A 20,476-nucleotide genomic window follows, 5' to 3' on the forward strand; every position below is an offset into this window, starting at 1 on the left:
GGCGATCCCGTGCGGCCGGCCCCGCTCCGGTCCGGGCCCGACGAGGCCGGACCGGAGCGCACGGCCGCTCGGCGCGGACCGGGCCCCGGTGGCCCGCGGACCAGGATGCGCGGCTGGGACGCTCCCACCGGTGGCCACCGGAGCCGGTGGCGCGTGGAACAGGAGACCCTAGGACGGTTCCGGGCCGCGGCCGCCGGAGCCGGGCGTGCCGGTGGCACCGGCCTGGACGCCGTCCAGCAACCAGGTGAGACCGAGCGTGAAGGCGGTGTCCCAGTCCGCCGCGCCGGCCTGCGGGCCGTGCGCGGCGAGGACCGGGTAGCGGTCGCGCTGAGCACGGACGTGCTCCCGGGCGGCGCGGCGGGTGTCCTGCTCGGCGCCGGCGGTCCAGGTGGCCTGCATGAGCGCCGAGCCGATGACGAAGTTGGACAGGCCGTAGGCGGCGGCGGTCAGCGCCGGCCCGGTAACCCCGGCGCGCACCAAGGCGGCGTACAGGAACTCGCTGCGAGCCAGCACGTTGGGGCCGAGCATCGGGCGGCCGAGCAGCGCCGCCGACCAGGGATGCGCCAGCAGCACCGCCCGCCATCCGCCGATCAGCGCGGTGACGCCGGCCCGCCAGTCCGGGCCGTCCGGGATCTCCACCCCTTCGAAGATCGCGTCGAGGGCGAGGTCCAGGACGTCGTCCTTGGTCTTGACGTGCCAGTACAGCGTGGTGGAGCCGGTGCCGAGGCGCTCGGCGAGCCGGCGCATGGTCAGCCGGGCCGCGCCCTCCTCGTCCAGCAGGGCGACGGCCGCCGCCACGATCCGGTCCCGGCTGAGCGGGGCCTCGCGGGCCGCCCGCCCCGGCGGCCGCAGCCACACCTCGCCGGCCGAGCCGGTGCTCTTCGTCGCCATCCCGTCCTCCACATCGCCCGCTCACCGGAGTCTAGTATGGTGATCGACCAACCGGACCAATGATCCGGTGACTCGAACAATGGTCCGGATACATCGCCGGACCGGCCGAGGGGAGCGCGGTGGCGGGGCACATCGAGGTGGACGGGCTGACCTACCTGCTGCCGGACGGGCGACTGCTGCTGCACGAGGTCTCGTTCCGGGTCGGCGACGGCGTCAAGGCCGGGCTGGTCGGGCCGAACGGCGCGGGCAAGACCACCCTGCTCCGGCTGATCGCCGGCGATCTGCGGCCGGACGGCGGCCGGGTGGTCCGCTCGGGCGGCCTCGGGGTGATGCGGCAGTTCATCGGCACCGTCCGCGACGACCGGAGCCTGCACGCGCTGCTGCTGTCGGTGGCCCCCGACCAGGTCCGGGCCGCCGCCGCGGCCCTGGCCCGCGCGGAGTCGGCCCTGGCCGGCCGCGACGACGAGGCCACCCAGCTCGCCTACGCGCAGGCCATCGGCGACTACGCCGACGCCGGCGGCTACGACATGGAGGTGGTGTGGGACACCTGCACCACGGCCGCCCTCGGCCTGCCGTTCGACGCGGTCCGCGACCGCCCGGTCAGCACCCTGTCCGGTGGCGAGCAGAAACGCCTCGTGCTGGAGGCCCTGTTCCGCGGCCCGGACCAGGTGCTGCTGCTGGACGAGCCGGACAACTACCTCGACGTGCCCACCAAGCGGTGGCTGGAGGACCGGCTGCGCACCGCCACCAAGACCGTGCTGCTGGTATCGCACGACCGGCACCTGCTGGCCACCGCCACCGACCGGATCGTGACCGTGGAGTCGCGCGGCGTGTGGGTGCACGGCGGGGGGTTCGCCACCTACGCCCAGGGCCGGCAGGACCGCATCGACCGCCTGGCGGAACGGCGCCGCCGCTGGGACGAGGAACACGCCAAACTCCGGCGGCTGGTCCAGACGCTGCGGCAGACCGCCGCCAGCAACGACGCGCTGTCCAGCGCCTACCGGGCCGCCCGCACCCGGCTGTCCCGGTTCGAGGAGGCCGGGCCGCCGGAGCGGCCGCCCCGGCCGCAGAACGTCCGGATGCGGCTGCGCGGCGGCCGGACCGGCAAGCGCGCCGTCGTCTGCCAGGGCCTGGAACTCACCGGGCTGACCCGGGCGTTCGACGCCGAGATCTGGTACGGCGAGCGGGTCGGCGTGCTGGGGGCGAACGGTTCCGGCAAGTCGCACTTCCTGCGAGCGCTGGCCGGGGCGGCGGACGGCACGGTGCCCGCGGTCCGGCACCGCGGTTCCGTCACGCTGGGCGCCAGAGTGGTACCCGGCCACTTCGCGCAGACCCACGACCGGCCCGACCTGCACGGCCGTACCCCCGCCGAGCTGGTGACCTCCGGATACGCCCTCACGCTGAACGACGCCATGGCCGCGCTCGCCCGCTACGAGCTGGCCCCGGCCGCCGGACAGCGGTTCGAGACCCTGTCCGGCGGGCAGCAGGCCCGGCTGCAGATCCTGCTGCTGGAGCTGTCCGGGGCGACCCTGCTGCTGCTCGACGAGCCGACCGACAACCTCGACCTGGCCAGTGCCGAGGCCCTTCAGGCAGGGCTGGCGGGCTTCGCCGGCACCGTGCTGGCCGTCACCCACGACCGCTGGTTCGCCGCCGACTTCGACCGCTTCCTCATCTTCGGAGCCGGCGGGACGGTCCAGGAGAGCGACGACCCGATCTGGGAGGAGACCGGCCCCGGCCGCGCTGTGGCCGCCGGCAAGGAGTGAAACCGGGTGAGGGTGCGGTGAAACCGGGGGCGCCCAGAGTGGGGCCATGAGCATCACAGAACTTGGACGCACCGGGGGCGGCGGCCCGGCCCCCGGCGAAGGCGTCGAGCCGGCCGTGCGGGTCGCGGGGCTGGTGAAGGCGTTCGGCGAGCACCGGGCCGTCGACGGGATCGACCTTGAGGTGCGTCCCGGCGAGATCTTCGGCGTGCTCGGCCCGAACGGGGCCGGCAAGACCACCATGCTGCGGATGCTGGCCACCCTGTTGAAGATCGATGCCGGCCGGGCCGAGATCTTCGGGGTGGACGTGGCCGGAAACCCGCACGTGATCCGCCAGCTGGTCGGCGTCACCGGGCAGTACGCGTCGGTGGACGAGAACCTGACCGCCCGGGAGAACCTCTGGCTGTTCAGTCGGCTGCAGGGCGTCGCCCCGCAGCGGGCCCGGCGCATCGCCACCGAACTGCTGGACCAGTTCGGCCTGGCGGAGGCGGCGAACAAGCCGCTCGCGCAGTTCTCCGGCGGCATGCGGCGGCGCCTCGACCTGGCCGCCAGCCTGATCACCCGGCCACCGCTGATCTTCCTGGACGAGCCGACCACCGGCCTCGATCCCCGCACCCGCGGCCAGATGTGGGACACCATCCGCGGCCTGGTCGCCGACGGCTGCACCGTGCTGCTCACCACGCAGTACCTGGACGAGGCCGACCAGCTCGCCGACCGGGTCGCCGTCATCGACCACGGCCGCAAGGTCGCCGAGGGCACCCCCGACGAGCTGAAGACCACGGTCGGGAACTCCGCACTGCAGCTGGTGCTCGCCGAGCCGGGCGACGCGCCGGACGCCGTGGCGGTCGTCCGGCGGGTCCTCGGCGTGGACCCGGTCCTCAGCCCGGAGCGGGGCCGCCTCAACGTAGCCCTCGACCGGGCCGATCTGGCGGCGGACGTGCTCATCGGGCTGCGCACCGCCGGGGTGTCGGTCGCCTCGGTGAGCGTGGCCAAGCCCAGCCTGGACGAGGTGTTCCTCGCCCTCACCGGCCACGGGACCGACCGCGACGAGACCGGAACGGAGGAGGACGGCCGATGAGCACCCTGATCACCCCCACCCGCGAGACGGTGCGGGCCGCCGAGCGGGTGGCGGCCGCCCGGCGGCACGTCTCCCTGGGAGAGACGTTCGGGCAGACACTGATGATGGCGTGGCGCGCGCTGAAGAAGATGCGCCGCAATCCCGAGCAGTTCTTCGACGTGGCGCTGCAGCCACTGCTGTTCACCGCGATGTTCGCCTTCATCTTCGGCGGCGCCGTCGCCGGCGACGTGGCGAGCTACCTCCCGCTGATGATCCCCGGCATCGTCGCGCAGACCGTGTTGACGACGTGCATGGCCACCGGCACCCAGCTCCGCGAGGACATGGAGAAGGGGGTCTTCGACCGGTTCAAGTCGCTGCCGATCGCCCGGATCGCGCCGCTGGCCGGGCCGATGGTGGCCGACCTGCTGCGCTACGCGATCGCGGCCACTCTGACCTTCGTCACCGGCCTGCTGATGGGTTACCGCCCGGGCGGCGGCGTGGGCGGCGTGCTCGCCGCGATCCTGCTGGCGGTCGTCACCGGCTGGTCGCTGGCCTGGGCGTTCACCTGGGTCGGCACGATCGCCCGCAGCGCCCAGGCCGTGCAGGGCATCTCGATGATGATCCTGTTCCCGCTGACGTTCCTGTCCAACGCCTTCGTCCCGGTGGAGACGCTGCCCGGGTGGCTGGCGGCGTTCGTCCGGGTGAACCCGGTCTCACACCTGGTCACGGCGGCCCGCGACCTCGCCAACGACGCCAACGTCAGCGGTGAGGTGGCCTGGACGCTGCTGGCCTGCCTGGTGGTCATCGTGATCTTCGCCCCGCTGTCGGTGCGCAGCTACAAGCGGCGCCACATGTGAGCCCCGCCCGGTCCGGCTGGAGACCTGCTCGAGGAGGCCGCGCGCCTCGTCGAGCAGGTCGATGCCGCGCCGGTCGGCGTATCCGGCCCGTATCTCGGCCAGCACCCCGGGCGCGGCCCGCTCGGCGTGCGGTTCGATCCGCTCGAGCGCCATGCTCGGCATGTGCCGGTTGTAGGCGAACCGCTCGGCCACCACCAGCAGCCCGATCGCGTCGCGCGGGGGCATGGCCTCCCGCAGCAGCCCCCAGGCACCGAGCGCGAAGAGCATCGAGCCGCACAGCGGAAGGTCGAGGAACGGGTTGTCCGCGCCGAACATGTCGAAGGCCCGGGCCTTGGCGAACAGCTCCTCGGCGTACTCCGCGTCCTGCGGCCGCGCGTGATAGGCGTGCGCCGTCAGGGCGACGGAGATCGTCATGATCATCCACGGGGTGAACTCCACGTCCTGCATGCCGGGCAGCCGGACGTCACGGGCCCGCCGGATGGCCCGGCGGTACTCCGCCAGCGCGGCGGCGGTCTCGCCGCGGGCCAGCGCCAGCTCGGCCGCGCACACCGAGGCCATCGCCACCCCGCCGAGCACCGCCCTGCCGTCGTTGATCCGGGAGATCCGGGCGAACTCCGCCTCGGCCGCGCCGAGATCGCCGTCGGCGAGCGCGCAGAACAGCAGCACCATGCGCAGCTGGGTCTCGTCGTCGATGGCGCCGAGCCGGCTCAGCACCGGGATCGCGGTCCGCGCGTGCCCGGCCGCCCGCGCCAGGTCGCCGCCCTTGATGACCAGGTGGGCCAGGATGGCGTGCATGATGGCGCCGAGCCACGGCCCCTGGTCGGCGGGCAGCATCGCCAGCGTCCGCTCGGCGGCCTCGATCGCCCCGGTCACGTCCGCCGCGTTCTCCATGACGTGCACGCTCATCTGGGTCGCCGCCAGCGCCAGCTCGGGGTCGGCGCTGCGGCTCAGCTCCGCCAGCCGGGTGCGCATGTCGGACTCGTTGTCGAACCCGTCACAGGCGAGCAGCACCATGACCATCGCCGCCACCCGGGGATCGGTCCGCTCACCGGTGGGCAGCGTGCGGAGCAGATCGCGCAGCGGGCTGTTGCGCTGGTCGATGATGACGACCACGTTCATGAACAGGATCAGCAGCGAGGTCCGGGTCTCCTCGACCAGGGACGGTGGTGGCGTCCAACCGGCGATCACCTGGCTGATCGCCTCCCAGTGCACCAGGATCCGGGAGTGGTCGCCGCGGATCGACCACAGCGCGCCGACCCCGGTCAGCAACCGGACCACCGTGCCGGGGTCGGAATCGGCGAGCGCCTGCCGGAGCAGGTCGGCGAGGTTGCCCTCCTCGGCGTGCAGCGCGTCCACCGCCGCGTATTGTGCCGGGCTGAACATGGCGGCGGCGTGTTCCAGGGCGTACGAAGTCGCCCAGTCCCGCTGCGCCGCCCGGGCCGGCGCCTCCTCGCCCGCCTCCGCCAGCCGAAGCCGCCCGAACTCCCGGACGGTCTCCAGCATCCGGTAGCGCAGCCCGTACGCCGTCTCCCGGACGCTCAGCATCGACTGCTCGGCCAGCGCGTCCACCGCGTGCAGCGCGTCCGGGCCGAGCACCTGCTCGGCGGCGGCCAGCGTGAAACCGTCGCCGAACAGCGACATCCAGCGCAGCGCCCGCCGCTCCGGCTCGGCCAGCAGGTTCCACGACCAGTCGATGACCGCGAGCAGCGTCCGGTGCCGGTCGGGGGCGGTCCGGTTACCGCCGCGCAGCAGGGCGAACCGGTCGGCCAGCCGCCGGGCGATCTCCGGCACCGACATCACCCGTACCTTGGCCGCGGCCAGCTCGACGGCGAGCGGCAGCCCGTCCAGGCGGGCGACGATCTCCGCGACCGCCGCCTCGTCGATCCGCACGCCCGGGCGGGCGGCGGTGGCCCGCTGGCGGAACAGCTCGGCCGCGTCCCCGGCGGGCAGCTCGCCCAGCGGGTAGACGCGTTCGGCGGGGATCGACAGCGGGGCGCGCGAGGTGACCAGCACCCGCAGGGCGCGGGTCGTCACGGTCAGGAACGCCACCAGGTCGGCGACCGCCTCGATCACGTGCTCGCAATTGTCCAGGATCAGCAGCGCCGGAGCCTGGTCCAGGTGCTGGGCGATCCGGGCCCGCACGTCGGAACGCTGCCCGGGAGTCAGGGCCCGCCGCCCGCTGACCGAGTCGCGCACCCCGAGCACCGAGCCGACCTCGCCGACCACGCCCTCCGGCGAGGAGACGCCGACCAGCTCGACGAAGTGCGCCACCGGCTGCGCGGCGTTCCGCCCGACGACGTGGGCCAGCCGCGTCTTGCCCAGCCCGCCGGGGCCGACGATGGACACCACCCGATCGGTCTCCAGCAGGGCGTGCACCGCGCGGATGTCGCCGTCCCGGCCGAGCAGTGAGGAACCGTCGAACAGGATGCCGTCCCGCACCGGCCGGTCGGCGACCAGCAGCTCGGCGTGCACCCTGGCCAGCTCGGGCCCCGGACCGGCGCCCAGCCGGTCGGCCACCTCCGCGCGGTACCGCTCGTAGCGTTCCAGCGCTGCGGCGGCACCCCGGACCGCGGCCTCGCTGCGCAGCAGGCAGCCGAGCAGTTCCTCGTCATACGGCCGGTCGGCCGCGGCCGCCTCCAGCAGCGGCAGCGCGCTCTCGTGCGCGCCGCTGCGGCCGCGGGCGATCGCCGCCACCCGGCGCGCCTCGGTGACCCGCCGCGCCGCGGCGCCGCGCAGCTCGGCGAGCGGGCCGGTGGCGCCGTCCAGGCCGCCGGCCAGGCCGATGGCCTCCTCCGCGCGGCTGCGCGCGAGCGCGGTGTCGCCCACGCCGAGCGCGGCCCGGGCCTGCTCCACCAGCGCGTCGAGCAGCAGCGCGTCCACCTGCTCGGCGGGCAGGCCGAGCCGGTAGCCGCGCGGCAGCCGCACCACGGCGTCTGCGCAGGTCGCCGCCCTGGTCCGCGAGACGACCACCTGCAGCGCCTTGGCCGGGTTGGCCGGCGCCTCGTCCGGCCACAGCTCCTCGACCAGGCGTTCCTCACCGATCCCCGCGCGCCCGTGCATGGCGAGCACGGCCAGCAACGTCCGCGCGCGATCGCCGACCACGCGCGAACCCCGCCAGCGGACGCCGTCGAGCAGGACCAGTGTGGGGGACACACTCCCAGCTTACGGATGACTCATGATCGGCGCTTCCGGTCGGCAGGGGGCGGGGGCGGGCAGGCGTCCGGTGATGAACGAGCCGGGCGACACCCCCATCGTCCTGCGGAACTCGCCGGTGAAATGAGACTGATCGTAATAGCCCGCCTCGACGGCGAGCCGCGCCCACGAACCGGCCTGCGCCCGGGCGAGCACGGTGCGCAGCCGGTGGATGCGCACCAGCCGTTTCGGCGACACCCCGACCCCGCCGGTCACGAGACCACGCAGGTGGCGCTCGCTGACCCCGAGCCGCCGGGCCACCTCGGGCACCCGCCCGGGCCGGTCGCCGGAGGTCGCGGACAGTGCGGTGATCGCCGCGCGTACCAGGTCGCTTCGCGACCTGTCATCGGATGTTGCGCGGGAGACGCGGGCCAGCAGCTCGGCGCCGATCCGCCGCAGGACCGGCGCATGATCGTGACCCTGCTCCGACAGTTCGCCGACCAGGCGGTCACCGGACGCGCCCCACAACTCCCGTAGTGGAACGACCCGGTCGGCGAGCTCGCTCACCGGCACGCCCAGCAGCAACGCCGCGCGGCTCGGCCGGAGGCGGAGCCGGAGCCCGAAGGGCACGTGCTTCCCCGGGTGGTAAACCGCCCGCGTCCGGGGCCCGACGACCATCAGGTCGCCCTGCCGGTCGTCCAGCGCGCGGAACACCAGCGCCGTGGCGGTGTCCGGCAGGTGCGCCAGGATCCGCCGCCGCCCGGCGTCGGCGGTCGCGACCCGCACGTCGGCGACCCAGGGCCGCAGGGCGCCCGGCACGGGTACCTCCTGTCCCCATATCGCGCTCACGGGTCGACGGTATACGGCAGTCGAGGGGACGGTGCCGGCCGGTGCCGAATCCTCCTATCCGGTTGCCGGCGGCCCGCGGCAGGCTCGGGCCATGATCCTGATCACCGGTGCCACCGGCACCATCGGCGGCGAGGTACTGCGGCGGCTCGCGGCCCGCGGCGCGGCGGTCCGCGCGATGACCCGAGACCCCGCCCGCGTCCAGGCACCGCCCGGCGTCGAGGTCGTGGCGGGCGACTTCGACGATCCCGCCTCGCTGGACCGGGCGGTGTCCGGGGCCGGCGGCGTCTTCCTGCTGACCCCGGGCGGGCCGGCCACCGAGCGGTACGACCTGGCGATGCTGGCCGCGGCGCGAGCCGCACAGGTGCGCACGGTGGTGAAGCTCTCGTCGATCGGGGCCGGCACCCCCGGCAGCGAGGTCGACTGGCACGGGCCGGGCGAGCGCGCGCTGCGGGCGAGCGGCATGGGCTGGACGCTGCTCCGGCCCTCCGCCTTCGCGTCCAACGCGCTGCGCTGGGCCGGCGCGGTCCGGGCCGGCGAGCCGGTGCCGAACCTGACCGGCACCGCCAGGCAGGGGATCGTCGATCCGCGGGACGTCGCCGAGGTCGCGGTGCAGGCGCTCGTCGCGGCCGGGCACGACGGGCGGACGTACACGTTGACCGGGCCGGAGCTGCTGAGCGTCCCCGAGCAGGTGGCCCGGCTGGAGAGAGCCCTCGGACGGGCGATCGGAACGGTCGACGTCCCGCTCGACGTGGCGCACGAACGGATGCTCGCGGCCGGTACCGATCCGGAGACGGCGGCGAGCATGATCAAGGGCATCGGCGTCATCCGGGACGGCGGCAACGCGGTCCTGGCCGACGGGGTGCGGCTGGCCCTGGGCCGCCCGCCAACCGATTTCGGCACCTGGGTGGCGGACCACCTGGCGGCCTTCGGCTCAGCCTGACCCGGCCGGCCGGGGGCGCAGGCCGTCGAGGATGAGGCGGGCCAGGTGCGCGGCGCGGTCGCGGCCGGCCTCCGCGCCGGCGTGGCGGATCGCGGCGAACGCTCCGGCGACCAGGGCCATCGCGTCCTCGGCGGTGACGTCCGGGCGTACGGCACCGGCCGCGCGGGCGCGCTCCAGCAGCCCCGCGACCTGGCGGGTGAGATCCGCCGCGACGTCCGGCGCGGCGGTCCGCAGGTCGAACTCCGCGGCCAGCAGGGCGCTCTTCACCGCGACGTTCTCGGCGCCGGAGGCCATCATCTCCGCCAGCAGCGTGAACAGCGCCGCGGGATCACCGGTCGCGGCGAGCTCTTCGGCCCTGCTCACCAGGTGTTCGATCTGGTGGGTCGCGACGGCGAGGTACAGCGCCTCCTTGGCCGGGAAGTGCCGGTGCACGGTGCCGGGGCCGACGCCCGCCCGGCGGGCGATCTCGTCGAGCGAGACGCCGAGCCCTTCGGTCGCGAACAGCCGCTGCGCGGCCCGCAGGATCTGCTCCCGGTTGCGGCGCGCGTCGGCGCGGAGCCGCCGGTCGCTCCGGCGCTCCGCCGCCTGGTCCGGCTCGGGTGGATGGCTCGGCATCTCGGCACCAGCATAACCGGGGCGCCGTACCGGATAGTCTTGGTAACCGGGGCGGCGCACCGGTTATTGTCGGCGCCCGCCCGTATCCCCCCGGCCACGAGGAGAGCATGCCGATGACCACCCATGAGGACACCGTGACCCTGATCCGGCGCATGCAGGAGTGCTTCAACACCCGGCAATTCGACCAGGCCGCCGACCTGCACGTCCCCGGCTTCTTCAGCCATCCGCTCGGCGTCCCGGGATTCGCGGCCGGCAAGGCCGCCTGGCACCTGCTCGTCACCCGCTACCCCGAGATCCGCGTCGTCGCCCAGGACATCCTGGTCGACGGCGACCGGGCCGCCGTCCGGTCGACCGTCGAGGGCGTCACGCCGCCGGACGGCGGCGCGACGCCCGAGCTGTTCGAGATCTTCCGCATCGACGGTGGCCGGTTCGCCGAGATGTGGGGCGCCAGCACCGGCTTCCCGGCCGCGGCCACCCCCGAGGAACTGCTCCACGGCTGAACGCCGGCCCCGCGAGCCGGCCTTCCCGCACAACCTCGGCGAAGCGGGTGACGACGCCGGCGGCGGGAGGCGTCGCATGCCACGGCAGGCCCGCCCCGGCCTCGCCACCTGGTTTCCGCACCGTCCAGGATCTCCGAACGATCCCAGCGAGACCGAACAGGGGGGTTACGGTGGAAAGGTGACCAGCGAGCCTGCCGGCCGGCGCCACGAGCGGCTCCGTGACTTCCTGCGCGGTCGCCGGGCGCGGCTCACGCCGGGTGACGTCGGCCTCCCGGCGGCGAGCCGGCGACGCACCCCCGGGCTGCGCCGCGAGGAGGTGGCCATGCTGGCCGGGGTCGGGGTGTCCTGGTACACCTGGCTCGAGCAGGGCCGCGACATCACCGTCTCGTCCGGCGTGCTCGACGCGATCGCCCGGGCCCTGCAACTGAGCGGGCCGGAGCGGGCGCACCTCTACCTGCTGGCCGGTCTCCACCCGCCGCCCGCCGCCGGCGCGCCCGGCGCCGCGGTCACCCCCGAGGTACGGCACCTGCTCGACGCCTGGCATGGGCGGCCCGCCGTACTGCGGGACCGGTACTGGAACGTACTGGCGTTCAACGAGACCGCGCGGGAGGTGTTCGGCTTCGACGGCACCGCCCGCAACTGCCTGGTCACCTTCTTCACGAGTCCCCGGTACCGCGCGCTCCCCGAGGTGTGGGAGGCGGCCGCGGCCGCCGTCGTGGCCGCCTACCGGGCCGATTCGGCGCGCTTTCCCGACGACCGCGCCTTCCGGCGGGTGGTGGCGGACCTCGGCGCGGCGAGCCCCGAGTTCGCCGCACTGTGGGCACGGCACGAGGTCGGCGTCCCGGCTCAGGCGGTGAACGCGCTCCGCCACCCCGAGGCGGGTGACCTGTTCTTCGACGCGACGACCCTGGCGGTCGCCGACAACCCCGACTGGCACCTGGTGCTCTACAACCCGCGGCCGGGCACCGGCACCGCGGACCGTCTCGACCGGCTGCCCGGCCCGCGCCCGGCCGCCCGAGCCTGACGAACCTGGTGGTGCCGAACCCACGATCGGCGCGCACTGTATGTTCGCGCCCCGGGTCGGCACGATCGAGGACATGACGTACGACAGCTCCAGATTCGCCGGCCGGATCGCGCTGATCACCGGCGGTACCAGCGGCATGGGGGCGGCCACCGCCGCCCGGCTCCTCGCCGAAGGCGCCCAAGTGATCATCACCGGCCGGGACAGAGCCCGGCTGGACGCCGCGGTCGAGCGGCTCGGCGACCGGGCGCTCGGCGTCCCCGGGGACGCCGCGGATCTCGCCGACCTGGACGCGCTGGTCACCGCCATCACCGACCGGTACGGGCGGCTGGACGTGGTGTTCGCCAACGCGGGCATCGGCGCCTTCCAGCCCGTCGGCGCGGTCACCGAGGCCGAGTTCCACCGCGTCACCGGCATCAACTTCAAAGCGGTGTTCTTCACCGTCCAGAAGGCGCTGCCGCTGCTGCCCGATCGGGCCGCGATCGTGATCAACGCGTCGTTCGGGCCGTACCGCGGAATGCCGGACGCCGCGCTCTATTCGGCGACCAAGGCGGCGGCGCGCAACCTGACCCGCACCCTCGCCGCCGAGCTGGCGCCCCGGCGGATCCGCGTCAACTCCGTCAGCCCCGGCTACATCGACACCCCGGCGTTCCGCGCCGAGACCACCGCCGCGGCGCGGGCCGCCATCGCCACCGCGGTGGCCGCCGGCCGGACCGGCACCGCCGAGGAGGTGGCCGCCGCCGTCGCCTTCCTCGCCTCCGACGAGGCTTCCTACATCAACGGGCAGGACATCCTCGTCGACGGCGGGCTGATCGCCGCCACTCCGGCGCCGATGCTCTGACCCGCCCGCGCACCCGACCCGGATCGATCCGGAGCCGGCCCGGCGTTCGCAGCGAGAGCCATCTGGCGCACTGATCCGATGCCGCTGTGGGCCTGCCTTACCTGGGCGGTCGTCAGCGCGGGGTGAGGAGCCACTCCCAGCGGCCCAGCTCGTCGTTCTCCCGGTTGGCCGACAGCCGGGTCACCTTCTTACCGTCGGCGCTCACCAGGACCAGGCCGTTGCGGTGCTCGTTTCCGCACTCGCTCGCGCACCCCATGCCGACGAGAAGGTCATCGCCGGCCCAGGTGAGCACCTCGAAGACGTCCGGCTCTCCGACGACTCTCCCACCGGCCCGTTCCTCGACGCGCAGGGGCGGGCCGAGCACCACGAGCCTGCCGTCCGGGGACACCGCCGGCTCCGCACGGTAGGGCAGGTAGGGCTCCGCGGGGGCGGCGTGGGGCCTGCCCTTCAGGTCATAGAACACCCTGTCCGGCATAGTGTCGGTCGGTCCCCAGATCAGCGATCCGTCCATGCTCCAGCCGAGGTCCTGTCGCGCATTGCCGTTCCCGAGGGCCTCGGCTCCCGGCTCGGGGGACATGCTCAGCGGTGCGAGGGCGACGAACCGTGCCTCGCGGGTCGCCACGTCGACGACGGTGAATCCGGTCCGCGGGCCGGCGGACATGAGACGGTGCCGCACCGGCCCGGTGGCGGGTGCCGACCGGTCGGGGTTCTGGTCGTAGGTGGTGGCGAGGATCTTCGTACCGTCGGGGGACCAGGCCAATCCCGCGGCGGGCCGCTCCAGTTCGAACCGGCCGACCACTTGCCGGCGGTTCATGTCGAAGATGCCGAGTCGCCGGGAGGGCAACTCCCCCTCGAGAACGGCGGCGAGTCGCAGGCCTGGGGCGACGTCGAGCATCCGCCACGAAGTCCGTTCGTAGGTGCCGCTGCCAGGGTCGTACAGATACCAGGTGCGTCGCAGCTCCTGCACGCCTGGAGAGATCGTTTCCAGATACCCGACCCAGTACGCGGACATGGCGACGGCGCCGGCGGCGATGAACGTCCTCGGTGGGGAGTTGGCCGGGTCGGCGCTGATCCGGCCGGAATGCGGCTGGTAGGGCGTGACCGGGACGGCGACCCAGTCCCGCGCCGGGTCGCTCGCGGCCCGCGGAGGGTGCACGGCGTCGCCCAGGCGGGGCAGCAGGGTTACCGCGGCGATCACCGTCACCGTGGCCACGGCCGCCACCAGCCCTCTGGCCCACACCTGCGCCCTGCCCGGCCCGGCGCGCCGGACGCGGGCCCGCGCCCGGGCGATAGCCTCCGGGGTCGCGGGCGGGACGTCCGGCATGACCTGGTCGATGACCTTGAACTCATCCATCAGAACTCCATTCCGAGCGACGCGCGCAGCTTGGTCCTGGCCCGGCTGAGCCGGGAGGCGACCGTGCCGCCGGCCACGCCCAGCGCCTGGGCGACCTCCTGGTAGCCGAACCCGCCGTAGGCGATGAGCAGCACGACGTCCCGCTCCCCCGGCGACAGCCGGGCCAGCGCGTCCGACAGCCGGGCCACCGTCAACCCCGCCGCCACGCGATCGACGACCCGCTGGTCCTGGTCGTCGTCGTCGGGTGGCGGGCCGTGCCTCGCCAGCGCCCGGTAGCGGCGCAGTTCGGCCCGGCGGTGCCGCCTGATCAGGTTGGTAGCGATGCCGTACAGCCAGGGCCGCACGCCGCCCTGCGCGGCGTCGAACCGGTCCCGCTGCCGGACTGCGATGAGGAAGGTCTCCGCGGCGAGATCCTCGGCGATGTCGAGGTCGAGCCGCCGGCCCACGTAACGGCGGATCTCCGCGTAATGGGCGTCGAACGCGGCGCCGAGCCATTCGGAACCGAGGGCGGACGCCTCGTCGCGAACAGTGAACATGCAAGGGTCTCCCTGCCGGAAGAACGGGACACCTCTTGTTCACCGTCGCCCGGCCGCTCTTCCCGCCGACTTCCGCTGCACATGATCCGGCAGTCCGCGCGCGGCGACGATTTCCCCACCCTCGCGCTAGTTGCCCGCCGTCCCCGGCTCGGTAATCGTCCCCAGCAGTGATCCCACCAGAACGAGAGGGGACCGGCATGTCCGACGAAACGGTACGGCGCGTCTTCGCAGCGGTCGATACGTTCGACCCGGAGGAGTTCGGGCGGCTGCTGGCCGAGGACGCCACGCTGGTGTTCGGCAACGCCGAGCCACTGGCGGGACGAGCGGCCATCGTCGCCGGCTTACGCGAGTTCTACGCCACCATCGGCGGCCTACGGCACCGGGTCGTCCGGAACTGGCAGGTGGACGCCGACATCATCGCCGAGACCGAGGTGACCTACCGGCGGCTGGACGGCAAGGAGGTCAGCGCCGTGGCCGTGTCGATCTGGCACACCCGCGACGACGGCCTCATCTCCGACTACCGGATATTCGTCGACCTCGCCCCGGTCTACGCGGTCTAGGGCGCCCGGCGAGCGGGTGCCGGGTGGACGATGCCCCCCGTGCGCCGCGGCCCGTCCGGCCACCGTGTCGTCCCGTCAGGGACGCTCGCCGAGGCCATCGGTCCAGCCCATCGTCTGGTAGGCCACGGACAGGAACGGCTCGGTGCCGCCGTCCAGGACCTGGTAGGCCAGCAGCCGGCCGGTGTCCGGGTCGACGACCAGGCGATATTCCGGCGCCCGATCCGACTCGTACTCGGTGTCCCCCGGGGCCGTCTTCATCGCGATCGCGATGCCGGAACGGCCGAGGCCGTCGTCGACCTTTCCGACCATGGTGAGGCCGGGCTGCGCGGCGAGCAGGCGGTACAGGGCCGCACGGGTACCCGGAGTGAGCGGCCCGGCCAGCAGGTCCTGCGCCGTCGCCCAGACGTACTGCGGGTAGGTGCTGCGCAGCGGGTCCTTCGGGTCGTCGACGTCCGCCTGGTGGCGGCGCCGCAGTTCCTTGTCCAGCCCGGTCTCGGTGGCGGGCAGCTTAGCGAGCCGGTCCATGCTCAGCCGCCGCTGCCCGATCATGAACCGGATCGGCTCGTCGTAGTCGTTGACGTGCGGCTCGGCGGGGAATCCGCGGAGGTCGGGCGATCCCATGGACTTCCACTTCGCCTCGTCGTCGGACGAGCCGAAGTCGACGCTGACGTCGATGCCGGTGATGGTCCGGGTGCGGTCCTGCGGGTCGCGGGCGGTCCAGGACTCCTGCGAACCGGAGACGGTGGCGGCGAACGGCGCCTGCCGTGGCCGCATCGGCTTGGCGTCGTCCGCGGACCGCTTGTTCACGAGGTGGTCCACCCGCCGGGTGGTCCGCTCCATCGTGTACCAGTACCGCCCGGCGGCGGCCGGCTCCCGGGCCGCCGTCTCCGCGGCCGCCAGCAGGACCGCGTGCGCGTCCAACCGGACCGCCGGAGGGTGCGGGCCCGAGGCCGTGACTCGCGGGCCGCGGGCCGGCGGGTCCGTCGAGACCAGGCCGGGCACGGCGACCACCGCCGCGGCGAGCCCGGCGGCGGTGGCCCCGGTGAGGAGCAGGCGCCGAGACAAGCGGCCACCGCGGGCCGGGGCGGCCGTGCGGGGGGTCCGGAAGGCGCGGGCCAGGTCGGCGGAGCGGCGCCGCCGGTATGCCTCGCCGGTCATCTCGTCCAGCCGGGCCGGTCTGAGCGCGGCCACCATGCGGTCGGCCACCGGAGAGCCGGCACCGGGGTCGTGAGTCGAATTCATCAGGTCTCCTCCAGGAACGAGTGGGAACGGCGGCCGGGAACGCCGGCCCGGGAGCGGCCCGGTGCCCGCATCGCGCCGGCCAGTCGGGTGCGGGCCCGGTGCAGCCGTACGTTGAAGGTGCGGGTCGAGCAGCCCAGCACGGCGGCGGCCTCGTCCGGGGTGAGGCCCTGCCAGGTGACCAGGGTGATCGCCTCCAGATCGCCGGCCCGCAGCGAGGCGAGCGCGGCCAGCGCGCTCTGCCGGTCCAGCACGTGGTCGGCGACGTCCCAGCCGGTCTGGTCGGCGGCCGTGGTGAACGACGCAATCCGGTCGATCAGCGTCCGGCCGCGATACCGCGCGCCACGCTGCTTGGCGAGCAGGTTGCGCGCCACTCCGAGCAGCCACGGCAGCGGCAGGCCGGGGATGTCGTCCAGGCGCCGCCAGGCGACCAGGAAGGTCTCGCTCGCCACGTCCTCGGCGGTATCGGGTTCGGCCCGCATGAGCGCGTAGCCGAGCACACTGCGGTAGTGCCTCTCGTACAGCTCGGTGAAGCGTTCTTGGGGATCGTCCACGCCAAGTAGTCCCTCCCCGGCACCACCGATTACCGATCGCGCGGAAACCCGTCTAAGCCCGCGCCGGCCATGCAAGCGGCCGGCGCGCCGCGCACTCGCGCGGACCGCTAGGAAGGCCCGGCGACCGGACGCGCTGTTCCGGGGTGAGAGGACGCGCGGCCGCCCGTATCGGAAGATTCAGAAGATAGCGACCCGCTTACGCCAGCGAACCTATCCTCGACGGCATGCACGTCGTCGAACTCGCCTTCACCGCCACCCCCGAGCGCCTCGCGGCCCGGCCCGCCCATCGCGCGCTCCTCGACCGGCTCCACGACGAGGGCCGCCTCCTCGCCGCAGGCCCCTGGGCCGACGACACCGGCGCGCTGCTCGTCTTCACCACCGACCGCGCGGACCTGGACGCGATCCTCGCCGCGGACCCGTACTACCGCACCCCGGGAGTCCAGGTGATCTCCGTACGTGAGTGGACCCCGGTGGCCGGCCCGCCACCGCACCCCTCGACCGGCACCGCCGGCTGAGGGATCGCCGCGTGTGCGCCCATGCCGGTCGGGGTCGCGGTCATGGCGAGGCAGGGGCCGTGCCGGACGCGAGGGCCGCCTGGACGATGCGGATCGCCTCGCCCGGGTCCAGGCCCACACTGGCGATCACCGCCGCGTAGTCGGCGGCGGCCTGGCGGGCCCGCTCCCGGCCCTCCTCGCCGGCCGCCGACACGAACGAGCCGGCCCGCCCGCGCGTCTCGATCAGCCCCGCCTCCTCCAGCTCCCGGTAGGCCCGGCCGACCGTGTTGACGGCCAGGCCGAGATCGGCCGCGAGGTGCCGGATGGTCGGCAACCGGGCGCCCACGGCCAGCGTGCGGTCCTGGATCTGCCGGGCGAGCTGGGCGCGCAGCTGCTCGAACGGCGGCACCGGCGAGGCCGCGTCGATGACGATCATCGGGCGCCCATGACCCGCCGGGCCACCGTCGCACTCGGCGACGACCTGGTACGGAGCACGACGAAGGCCCCCATGGCCACCAGCAGGTAGGCCACCGCGGCGACGCGCCACCAGCCGGGCGCGGCGCCGAACGCCAGCACCATGGGCAGCGTCACCTGCACGTTCGGCGCGGTCAGCTCGCGGGCGTCCTCGACGCGCATGATGACGTCCGCGGTCAGCGACTCCTCGTCCTCCGCGACGACCGGGCGTCGCAGCAGGTGGCGCAGCTGCACGGCGGTGATGGCCGTCACGCCGAGCAGGCCGATGAGCAGGACGACGGCCAGCTGCCGCACGAGACGGTCCGGAACGGCCAGCGCACTCCCGGCCAGCCCCATCCCGCCGACGAACGTGCCGACCATGAGGGCGGCGAACGGCCGGCCGAGCACCGCCCGCCAGCCAGGCTGGATCGAGTGGGCGGCCCGGCGGGACAGCGTCGCGCTCGCCCGCCGGTCCACGCGTCGCACCCACCAGTCCAGCAGCGACTGCATCAGCAGCAGCGCGACCACCAGCGCGGTCAGGGCCAGCAGCGACAGCGGCCGGTAGCGCTGGGAGCCGCCGAAGGCGGAAACGGCGGCGAGCGCGCTCCCGATGATGAGCACGGCCGCGCCGATCTGGGCGGCGAGCCGGGCACGTACCCGGACCGCCAGCCGCTCGGCCAGCAGCGGAGTCGGGGCGGCCTCGGTCATCCCATGGACGGTCAGCCAGACGCCCGCCGCTCGGAGATCGGCCGCCCCCGCCGGCGGGTCGGCGTCCGGTAACGCTTCACGGGTCATGACATCCTCCTTTGTCGCAACCTTTGTACCAAGATAATGAGTCATACCTTGCGACAAAGTCAACGCCCCATCGGGCGTGGACGCTCCTGGCCGAGGGAGTCCCTTGTTGGCGGTCAGCGGCTGCGACGTGTAGGACGGCTCTTGTCGTCACGTCCGCACGCGCAAGGTTCCGGGAGCCGAACCATGGATGATCGTTTCAACGTGATCGTGAGTGCAGGATCGCTGAAGGTGACGGGCGAGCATGTGGTGCGTTTCCCTCATCGGTGGACACCCGACGGCGTGACCGTCCAGGCGGACTTCACCGGAGCACATCTCCTTCACCTCGCAGCCGCGGGATGCGTCCTCAACGACCTCTACCGGGAGGCCGCCGCACTCGGAATCGAACTCCTGGGAGTGCGCGTTTCCGCGTCGGGCGGCTTCGATGTCGAGAGCTGGTCGTCGACCGGGATCACCTACACCGTCGACGTCAGCTCCCCTGCTTCATCCGAGAGCATCGCCCGCCTGATCGACATCGTGGACTCCGTCGCCGAGATCCCCCGCGCCATCCGGCAGGGTGCCACCGTGCAGAGGACCGGTTGACGATCGAGCCCCTTGACCGGCTGGTCACCGGCCGGATCGGCGCCGAGTCATTCCCGCCGTCCGTCTCCGAGCCGGCTCAGCCCTGGGGCCGCCCGGCCCTCCGGCGGCGCAGGCCGGCGATGATGACGGCCAGGCAGAGGAGTCCCACGGCCGCTGCCGCGATGGTCAGGGAATTGCGCAGCCACGGAATGCCGGCCGTCGTATCCGCCGTGGGGAGCGGTTGCTCGGTGAACGGATAGGACGCTCGTTCCGGCAGGGGATCCAGATTGTCGGTGAAGGTGAACCGGTGCCAAACTCCCGACACGTCACGCAGCGCGATGCCGTCGCACCCGTTGGCGACCACCACGACATGTCCCCCTGGCCGGGCGAGTACCGCGACCGCGTTCGAGGACAGGCGAGCCCCCTCCTCGGAACAGGACTCCTTGAGCCTTTTCCGCACCTCCGGGGAAACCTGCCACGCGGCCGTCCATGTCGTGCCGCCGTCGTTGGTCTCGTCCACGCGCAGGGCGGGCGGGTCGACGCGGTAACAGTGCTCCGGTCGTTCCGGCACACACGCCTTCCTGCGGGGCTTAGGGGTCGGGAAAACGGGTCCAGGCGCGATTTGGCCTCCCCGATCAAGCCCCGGCGTCTCGGGCCCGAGCGTGCGGGAACCCGGGAGCGGGATCTCGTCTCCGGCCGATTTCCAGGTGGTGCCGCCGTCCCGGCTGATCACCGGATCGGCAAAGGTGTTGTGGACGATGATCACTCCGTCCTGCACGCCGACGGCGTTCACCTCGTAGCGGAACGGAGCCGGGGTGGCGACGACCGCGAACATCGCGACGGGAACCACGATCATCGCCTGGGCCGTGCCCGACCCCGGCGAGGTGGTCGAGGCGACGTGCCGGGCGTGCCGCCATATCCGCCAGGTGACGGCGAGCGCCGGGAGAGCGATGAGGTCGGAGGCGTCGGCGAGGATGACCGACGGGCCGGTGACCACGGACCAGGCCTGAGATGCCAGGAACGCTCCGGTCGAGGTGGCCTTCACGCAGGCGAACCCGCACCCGGTGACGAGAATCGAGACCAGGGCGACGCGGTCGGCGTGCCGCCGCCTGCGGGCACGAGCGAATGCTGCCGCCGGCAGAGCGAGCAGCGGTGGTGCGACCAGCATGCCGGCGATGTCGCTCACCTTCCCGGTGACGAACCCCGGCCACACGTACTTGAGGAAATGATCGTTCAGCAGCAGGATCATCACGGCCGTGATCGTCGCCGGGTGGCTCGACCAGGCTAAAACCGGGTTCCCCGGCATGTCACACGATCGGCGCATACCAAATGGACGCGCCACCCGGAAAGCCCGTTCGGTCGCCACGACTTCCGTGTCATGGTCGTGACATCATCCGGGGCGAGCCGCTCAAGGTGAGACGGCACGGTGCCAGGTCATCGCGTAAGCCGGTGGGGCCGGACGGCAACGCA

20 protein-coding genes and 1 pseudogene are annotated in these 20,476 nt (G+C 73.5%); 10 read left to right on the forward strand and 11 right to left on the reverse strand.

The features are described from left to right. Positions 1–168: 168 nt before the first annotated feature. Positions 169–891: a TetR/AcrR family transcriptional regulator gene (locus Sru01_RS12845; protein WP_203984511.1), complete on the reverse strand. Its 723-nt coding sequence runs from the start codon at positions 889–891 to the stop codon at positions 169–171. Positions 892–1,010: 119 nt separating this feature from the next. Here Sru01_RS12845 and Sru01_RS12850 point away from each other — a divergent pair, with 119 nt between their 5' ends. Genes Sru01_RS12850 through Sru01_RS35550 form a run of 3 tightly spaced genes read left to right on the forward strand, consistent with a single transcriptional unit; the run spans position 1,011 to position 4,565 of the window. After that, positions 1,011–2,654: an ABC-F family ATP-binding cassette domain-containing protein gene (locus Sru01_RS12850; RefSeq protein ID WP_203984512.1), complete on the forward strand. Its 1,644-nt coding sequence runs from the start codon at positions 1,011–1,013 to the stop codon at positions 2,652–2,654. Between the two features lie 46 nt (positions 2,655–2,700). Further along, positions 2,701–3,729 (forward strand): ATP-binding cassette domain-containing protein, encoded by a 1,029-nt coding sequence (locus Sru01_RS12855; RefSeq protein ID WP_203984513.1) that lies wholly within the window; start codon positions 2,701–2,703, stop codon positions 3,727–3,729. Beyond that, the gene (locus tag Sru01_RS35550) at positions 3,726–4,565 is read left to right on the forward strand and encodes an ABC transporter permease (protein ID WP_239137364.1); all 840 of its coding nucleotides are present in this window, start codon (positions 3,726–3,728) and stop codon (positions 4,563–4,565) included. Before Sru01_RS12855 ends, Sru01_RS35550 begins: the two co-directional genes overlap by 4 nt. Positions 4,566–6,611: 2,046 nt before the next feature. Here the strand turns inward: Sru01_RS35550 and Sru01_RS35555 are convergent. Continuing rightward, positions 6,612–7,625 (reverse strand): annotated as a pseudogene (locus Sru01_RS35555) (AfsR/SARP family transcriptional regulator); the annotation flags it as partial. A gap of 102 nt (positions 7,626–7,727) precedes the next feature. Beyond that, positions 7,728–8,546, reverse strand: coding sequence for a helix-turn-helix domain-containing protein (locus tag Sru01_RS12865; RefSeq protein ID WP_203984516.1), 819 nt, complete (start codon positions 8,544–8,546; stop codon positions 7,728–7,730). 91 nt (positions 8,547–8,637) lie between these two features. Here Sru01_RS12865 and Sru01_RS12870 point away from each other — a divergent pair, with 91 nt between their 5' ends. Next, positions 8,638–9,486, forward strand: a complete 849-nt coding sequence (locus Sru01_RS12870; RefSeq protein ID WP_203984518.1) for an NAD(P)H-binding protein — start codon at positions 8,638–8,640, stop codon at positions 9,484–9,486. On the opposite strand, the gene Sru01_RS12875 is transcribed toward Sru01_RS12870, so the two are convergent. After that, positions 9,478–10,101, reverse strand: a complete 624-nt coding sequence (locus Sru01_RS12875; RefSeq protein WP_203984520.1) for an SbtR family transcriptional regulator — start codon at positions 10,099–10,101, stop codon at positions 9,478–9,480. The two genes, Sru01_RS12870 and Sru01_RS12875, sit on opposite strands and share 9 nt — an antisense overlap. 113 nt (positions 10,102–10,214) lie before the next feature. Here Sru01_RS12875 and Sru01_RS12880 point away from each other — a divergent pair, with 113 nt between their 5' ends. From Sru01_RS12880 to Sru01_RS12890, 3 genes are all read left to right on the forward strand, one after another. Continuing rightward, positions 10,215–10,601 (forward strand): nuclear transport factor 2 family protein, encoded by a 387-nt coding sequence (locus tag Sru01_RS12880; RefSeq protein WP_203984521.1) that lies wholly within the window; start codon positions 10,215–10,217, stop codon positions 10,599–10,601. A gap of 178 nt (positions 10,602–10,779) precedes the next feature. After that, complete coding sequence (locus tag Sru01_RS12885) at positions 10,780–11,625, forward strand: helix-turn-helix transcriptional regulator (RefSeq protein WP_239137365.1); 846 nt, start codon at positions 10,780–10,782, stop codon at positions 11,623–11,625. A 73-nt stretch (positions 11,626–11,698) separates the two neighbouring features. Next, a complete protein-coding gene (locus tag Sru01_RS12890) occupies positions 11,699–12,463 on the forward strand; it encodes a glucose 1-dehydrogenase (protein WP_203984523.1) in 765 nt (254 codons plus the stop codon). A gap of 112 nt (positions 12,464–12,575) precedes the next feature. On the opposite strand, the gene Sru01_RS12895 is transcribed toward Sru01_RS12890, so the two are convergent. Both Sru01_RS12895 and Sru01_RS12900 read right to left on the reverse strand, forming a co-directional pair. Beyond that, positions 12,576–13,817 carry a hypothetical protein gene (locus tag Sru01_RS12895; RefSeq protein ID WP_203984524.1) on the reverse strand — a complete coding sequence of 414 codons (1,242 nt, stop codon included), beginning with the start codon at positions 13,815–13,817 and terminating at the stop codon, positions 12,576–12,578. Next, complete coding sequence (locus tag Sru01_RS12900; RefSeq protein WP_203984525.1) at positions 13,817–14,353, reverse strand: RNA polymerase sigma factor; 537 nt, start codon at positions 14,351–14,353, stop codon at positions 13,817–13,819. The genes Sru01_RS12895 and Sru01_RS12900 overlap by 1 nt, the downstream gene beginning before the upstream one ends. Before the next feature lie 197 nt (positions 14,354–14,550). Here Sru01_RS12900 and Sru01_RS12905 point away from each other — a divergent pair, with 197 nt between their 5' ends. After that, the gene (locus tag Sru01_RS12905) at positions 14,551–14,913 is read left to right on the forward strand and encodes a nuclear transport factor 2 family protein (protein WP_203984526.1); all 363 of its coding nucleotides are present in this window, start codon (positions 14,551–14,553) and stop codon (positions 14,911–14,913) included. A 75-nt stretch (positions 14,914–14,988) separates the two neighbouring features. Here Sru01_RS12905 and Sru01_RS12910 read toward each other — a convergent pair whose 3' ends face one another. Both Sru01_RS12910 and Sru01_RS12915 read right to left on the reverse strand, forming a co-directional pair. Continuing rightward, positions 14,989–16,155, reverse strand: coding sequence for a CU044_5270 family protein (locus Sru01_RS12910; RefSeq protein ID WP_203984528.1), 1,167 nt, complete (start codon positions 16,153–16,155; stop codon positions 14,989–14,991). After that, the gene (locus Sru01_RS12915; RefSeq protein ID WP_203984529.1) at positions 16,155–16,706 is read right to left on the reverse strand and encodes an RNA polymerase sigma factor; all 552 of its coding nucleotides are present in this window, start codon (positions 16,704–16,706) and stop codon (positions 16,155–16,157) included. Before Sru01_RS12915 ends, Sru01_RS12910 begins: the two co-directional genes overlap by 1 nt. Positions 16,707–16,930: 224 nt before the next feature. On the opposite strand from Sru01_RS12915, the gene Sru01_RS12920 reads away from it, so the two are divergent. Continuing rightward, the gene (locus tag Sru01_RS12920; RefSeq protein WP_203984530.1) at positions 16,931–17,221 is read left to right on the forward strand and encodes a YciI family protein; all 291 of its coding nucleotides are present in this window, start codon (positions 16,931–16,933) and stop codon (positions 17,219–17,221) included. A 40-nt stretch (positions 17,222–17,261) separates the two neighbouring features. Here the strand turns inward: Sru01_RS12920 and Sru01_RS12925 are convergent, their stop codons facing one another. Both Sru01_RS12925 and Sru01_RS12930 read right to left on the reverse strand, forming a co-directional pair. Further along, positions 17,262–17,636 carry a GntR family transcriptional regulator gene (locus Sru01_RS12925; protein ID WP_203984531.1) on the reverse strand — a complete coding sequence of 125 codons (375 nt, stop codon included), beginning with the start codon at positions 17,634–17,636 and terminating at the stop codon, positions 17,262–17,264. Beyond that, a complete protein-coding gene (locus Sru01_RS12930; RefSeq protein ID WP_203984532.1) occupies positions 17,633–18,448 on the reverse strand; it encodes a hypothetical protein in 816 nt (271 codons plus the stop codon). Before Sru01_RS12930 ends, Sru01_RS12925 begins: the two co-directional genes overlap by 4 nt. 183 nt (positions 18,449–18,631) lie before the next feature. Between Sru01_RS12930 and Sru01_RS12935 the strand changes: the two genes are divergently transcribed. After that, positions 18,632–19,027, forward strand: coding sequence for an OsmC family protein (locus Sru01_RS12935; protein WP_203984533.1), 396 nt, complete (start codon positions 18,632–18,634; stop codon positions 19,025–19,027). A 76-nt stretch (positions 19,028–19,103) separates the two neighbouring features. Here Sru01_RS12935 and Sru01_RS12940 read toward each other — a convergent pair whose 3' ends face one another. Continuing rightward, positions 19,104–20,372 carry a hypothetical protein gene (locus Sru01_RS12940; protein ID WP_203984535.1) on the reverse strand — a complete coding sequence of 423 codons (1,269 nt, stop codon included), beginning with the start codon at positions 20,370–20,372 and terminating at the stop codon, positions 19,104–19,106. Between the last annotated feature and the right edge of the window lie 104 nt (positions 20,373–20,476).

It is taken from the genome of Sphaerisporangium rufum, assembly GCF_016863395.1.
In the GTDB taxonomy this organism is placed as follows: domain Bacteria; phylum Actinomycetota; class Actinomycetes; order Streptosporangiales; family Streptosporangiaceae; genus Sphaerisporangium; species Sphaerisporangium rufum.